3 protein-coding genes are annotated in these 4,517 nt (G+C 68.3%); 1 reads left to right on the top strand and 2 read right to left on the bottom strand.

The annotated features are described in order from the left end of the window. Both ACE3UY_RS11760 and ACE3UY_RS11755 read right to left on the bottom strand, forming a co-directional pair. Positions 1-441: DNRLRE domain-containing protein (locus ACE3UY_RS11760; RefSeq protein WP_374687715.1), on the bottom strand; the 441-nt coding region annotated here is incomplete at its 3' end. Between the two features lie 199 nt (positions 442-640). Continuing rightward, entirely contained in the window at positions 641-2,062 is a 1,422-nt protein-coding gene (locus ACE3UY_RS11755) for a hypothetical protein (RefSeq protein ID WP_374687714.1), read from the bottom strand. A gap of 439 nt (positions 2,063-2,501) precedes the next feature. On the opposite strand from ACE3UY_RS11755, the gene ACE3UY_RS11750 reads away from it, so the two are divergent. Then, a partial coding sequence (locus ACE3UY_RS11750; protein WP_374687713.1) for a tetratricopeptide repeat protein occupies positions 2,502-4,517 on the top strand: 2,016 nt, incomplete at its 3' end.

Here is a 4,517-nt window from a genome sequence, read left to right as displayed (position 1 = left end):
CGTCGCGTCGCCCGTCAGCGCCGCCGCGCCCGCCCCCTCCTCGCCCAGCGCGTCCGACGCCCCCTCGCCCCACGCCTTCTGTAGCGCGTGGAGCGTCACGGGCGTCTCGCCGGCGATGGTCTTCGACATACTCAGCGTCAGGGTGGCCGCCGTCACTGTCGCGCCGGCGGGTAGGCCGCTCAGATCGAAGGCCAGCGCCGCCCGGCGGGTCAGGTCGTTGGCCGTCTGGCCGGCGAACAGGTATTGGCCCGCGCCGTTGCTGAGCGCGCCCGTGGCGCTTTCGTAGAGGGTGTTATCCTTCAGCGGGGCCAGGGTGACGGTCTGCGTGATGACCGCCGGGGCGCGGGAGGGCGCGGCGGCGACCGCCAGCGCCCCGGCCAGCGCCAGCACGGCCGCCAGGGCCGCGACCGGGAGCGACGTCAGTAACCGTTTTCGCGGCATGGTATACCTCCGTCTGCTGAATTGGGGGAGAGCCGCCGCCGGCCGATTACCGGCCCGTATAGTATACGCGCCGGAGGGAAGTCTATATCTGAAGAGAGGATGAGAACGAAAAGATCGCACGCAAAGACGCAAAGAACGCAAAGCAAAGAATCCTTTCTTCGCTTTGCGTTCTTTGCGTCTTTGCGTGCGATCTTCAGCCCTACTCGTCGTTGGTTGCACGGCAGAGGGCCGGCGCGGCGGGGCAGAGGGTCACAGCCGTTGGCTCAAGGTCGATGTCGGCCAGAACCGCCTGAGTGGCCTGAGGGATGGCCTGGGTATCGGTCACGGCCACGGTCGCGGGTTCGGGCGCAATCGCCGTATCCGTGGCGACAAGCTCGCTCCCGCCCACCAGACCGCAGCCCGCGATGTCGCCCATGAGGTCGGTTTTCATCAGCCGGTGATAGACACTCTCGCCATATGCCGTCCCGCGCAGAAAGTAACCGTCCGAAAGAGGGTACACAGCCTGGATGTCCATCGCGGCGTGATCCACGTAGGTGCGCTGCCGGATGATACTCCCATCGGCGGTCAGGAGCATCAGCCACATGCGGTTCTGCCATTTGTCGATGATATAAGGCCACACGATCACTGAGCCGCCGACGAAAAAGCCATCGGCCGTTGTCGCCAGCGCCGATGGGAGATAAGTCCATTCGCCATCGAATAGCTTCTGCCAGAGAATGTCGCCGTCGGCATCCAGACGGGCCACCCACCAATCGGGGTTGGTCTCGCGGATCGCGGCCAGCACGACCAGCCCATCTTCGGGAGCCGGCGTGGCCGCCCAGAACAGGTTGCCGCGATACGTCTTGGCCCAGAGCAGTTGCCCGCTGGCGTCCAGCCGCATCACCCAGTTCGATTGATGCCGCTCCGGATCGCTATCGGCCGAATTGGCCGCGGCCACCAGTAGCCCGCCATCGGACGTGACCGTCATGCCGATTGGGTGGTCGGTGATGCCGTAGTCGTACGCCTTCTGCGAGACGAGCGCGCCGTCCTTGCTCAACCATGACAGCCACAGGTTGTCGTTCTGAGTCGTTTCACCGGATTCCGTGTAGCCGAGGACAACGTAGCCGCCGGGCGTTTCCGCGACCGCGCGCGCGATATCCCGTTGCCAGCCACCCCTGCCAATCTGAAACTGCCAGGCAATGGCGCCGGCGGCGTTTAGCTTAACCACCCAAATGTTATCGTAATGGCCGGTCGTGCCGATCATCAGGAGACCGCCGTCGCCGGTGGCGATAACGTCCGTCAGGTTGCCGTCTACAGAGGATAATTGCCGCATGGCGATCAGGTTGCCGTCGGCCGTCAGGTGGGTCACGATGCTGCGCGATTCCAAATCGCCCTGCAGCCGGATTGAACCGACCGCAACCAGCTCTCCGTTGGCCGCCTGCGTGATGCCCGTGAGGGAACTACCGTAGGCCGGATCAAATAGCCTGAGACCCGTGACCCAGGTCGGCCGCGCCGTGCGCATCGCCGGCAAATAGCTGACGTACCGGGCTTCGGCCCCCCGCGACGACCGCGCCGCGGCCGGCGCGAGCGCCAGCACGGCGATCAACGAGACAAAGATAGCGAGCGGCGCGCGCCAGCGGATCATGGTGTGCTCCCCAACGGCGACTCAAAACGGTCGACCGTTGTTCCCTAGTTCCATGTTACTCACCGGGTGGGGAATGTCAAGCGGAGGAGGGCAGTGAGAAGTAAGCAGTAAGCAGTAAGCAGTATTCAGTGGGTCAGTGGTCAATAGCAGACGGGTGGCGGGTAGCAAGTGGCAGGTCATCGCATGGTGAGGCGCTCCCCTGCACCCCCCCGCTCTCCTATCGTAGCCCACCCGTAGCCCTCCCGCCCCCCAGGCGTAAGGCGCGGTGTAATGCTTTTCCCCTATACTCATGATGGAAGAATTATCCACCGACTAAGCAGATGACACAGATGCCCTTCTTAATAATCTGCGTAATCTGCGAAAACTGCGGATTCTTACTCTTCCAGGGAAGTCAGTCGCCCGACGACAGGCAGGGTAGCGCCTGTCAGGACGGACGACCATGGAACTGAACAAAGCGATTGCTGATCACTTCGACGCGGAGGAACTGGCGGCGCTGGCCGTCGAACTCGGCGTCGAACTGCCCGAGCCGCCCGACCCATCCGTCGAGCGGCGGGCCGCGGCCCTCCTCGGCGCGGCCGGCGCGGCGGGCCGCGCGGCCGACCTGATGGCCGCGCTGGCCGCCCGCCGTCCGGCCGTCCCCTGGGCCGAACTGGCCTATCCCCCGGCGGGGCTCAACGACCTGCACGCCGCTCTCACCCGCCGCCTCGACCTCGACGGCCTGCGCACCCTCTGCTTCCGGCTGGGCGTGGACTTCGACAGCCTGCCCGGCGAAGGCAAAAGCGCCCGCGCCCGCGAACTGGTGCTGACGATGGCCCGCGCCGGCCGCGCCGCCGAGTTGAGCGATGCGGTCAGGAAGAGCTCACGCAAAGAACGCAAAGGAAGAAAAGAACGCAGAGAATTTACTTGGCGTCCTTGGTCCTCTTTGCGTTCTTTGCGTGAGCCTCTTCTCCTCCTCTCCCTCGTCCTGCTCGCGCTGCTGGTCGCCGGGCTGTGGTGGAACTGGCGGGTCGACCGGCTGTGGGCCGATAGCGCGCCCATCCCGGCCGAGGCGGTAGGCGTGGCCGTGGCCGAGTTCGCCGAGACGGCCGACTGCCGCCGCGGCCCGCGCGGGCGCGAGGCCAGCGCCCTGGTCTACGGCGCGCTGGAGCGCGAGATCGCCGCCGCCGGCCTGGGGTCGCGCGTCGCCCTGACCAGGGTCGGCCGCGTCTGCGACGCCGACGCCGCCCAGGCCGCCGGCGAGCGCGCCGGGGCCGACCTGGTCGTCTGGGGCTGGCTGCCGGAGAGCGACGAGGGGCTGTATGGCGAGCTGACCGTTGTCGGCGCGCCGCCGGCCTCGGCCGATCTGGCCGGGTCGTTCGCCGCCCTGCTGTCCGGGCCGGGGCTGGAGCCATCGTACCGGCTGTCGGGCCGGGCGGCGGTGCTGGCCCGCTTCCTGGTGGGGCTGGTGCACGCCGGGGCGGGCGACCCCGCGCGGGCAGCGGCGCGCTTCAGCGAGGCGATCGACCTGGTGGAAACCGGGCCGGACGCGGTCGAACTGGGCGAGACGCTGGCCGTGCTGCTGACCGAGCGCGGCAAGAGCCACGTCGCCCTGGGCGACCTGGACGCGGCGGCGGCCGACTACGCCCGCGCCGAATCGCTCAGCCCCCACTCCGTCCGCCTGCTCATCAATCTGGCCGGGCTGTCCTATTTACGGCGCGATTGGGACGCGGCCGAGGCGTATCTCGACCGGGCCGCCCTGCACCACGACCAACCGCTGCCCAACGTCGCCTATGGCTACGGGCTGCTCGACTACTACCGGGGCGACTACGCGGCGGCGGTGGCCCACTTTGACGAGGCCGTCGCCCTGAGCGAGGCGGCGGGTCAGCGGCCGGTGACCGTCTGGCTGGCTCGCGGCTATAGCTACGTCAACATGGGCCGCTGCGATACGGCCGCGCCGTCGTTCCGCGCCGTGCTCGATGCCGATGACGCGCCGGCCGGGCTGCGGGCCGCGGCCGAGACGGAGTTGGCGCGGTGTCGAGCGACGAATGACGAGCGACGAGCGGCGAGTGACGTGCAACCCGCGACGAGCGACGAACCGGTGACGGCCAGCGACGCGACGGCGACGAGTGAGGCGGTAGAGCCGGCGGAGTTGCCGGTGGTCGTGGTGGCGCTCGATCCACCGGCAGACGGCAAACCGCCCGACCTCCAGGCCACGCCGACCGTGGGGTCGCTCTACGCCCAGGTCAGCACGCGCGGGGCGAACGTGCGGCAGGGGCCGGGGGCGGAGTATGCGGTGATGGTGACGCGGCGGTCGGGGGCGCAGATGGAAGTGGTTGCCATGAGCCTGACGGGCGAGTGGCTCCAGGTGCGCGTGCCGGGGCGCGGGCGGGGCTGGGTGTCGTCGGCCTACGTGGAACTGTTGGGCGACCCCAGCGCCATCGCCGCGGCCACGGCCGCTGCCGTGACGGCCACCCCG

Origin of the sequence: Promineifilum sp. (SeqCode) (assembly GCF_041918635.1) — a bacterium.
Classification (GTDB): Bacteria; Chloroflexota; Anaerolineae; order Promineifilales; family Promineifilaceae; genus Promineifilum.
The sequence above is the reverse complement of the archived record's forward strand: the minus strand, read 5'-3'. Positions and strand labels throughout refer to the sequence as shown.

Excerpts from the sequence above, each read along its gene's own strand:
- ACE3UY_RS11755 (WP_374687714.1), bottom strand. The coding sequence starts at position 2,062 with ATGATCCGCTGGCGCGCGCCGCTCGCTATCTTTGTCTCGTTGATCGCC.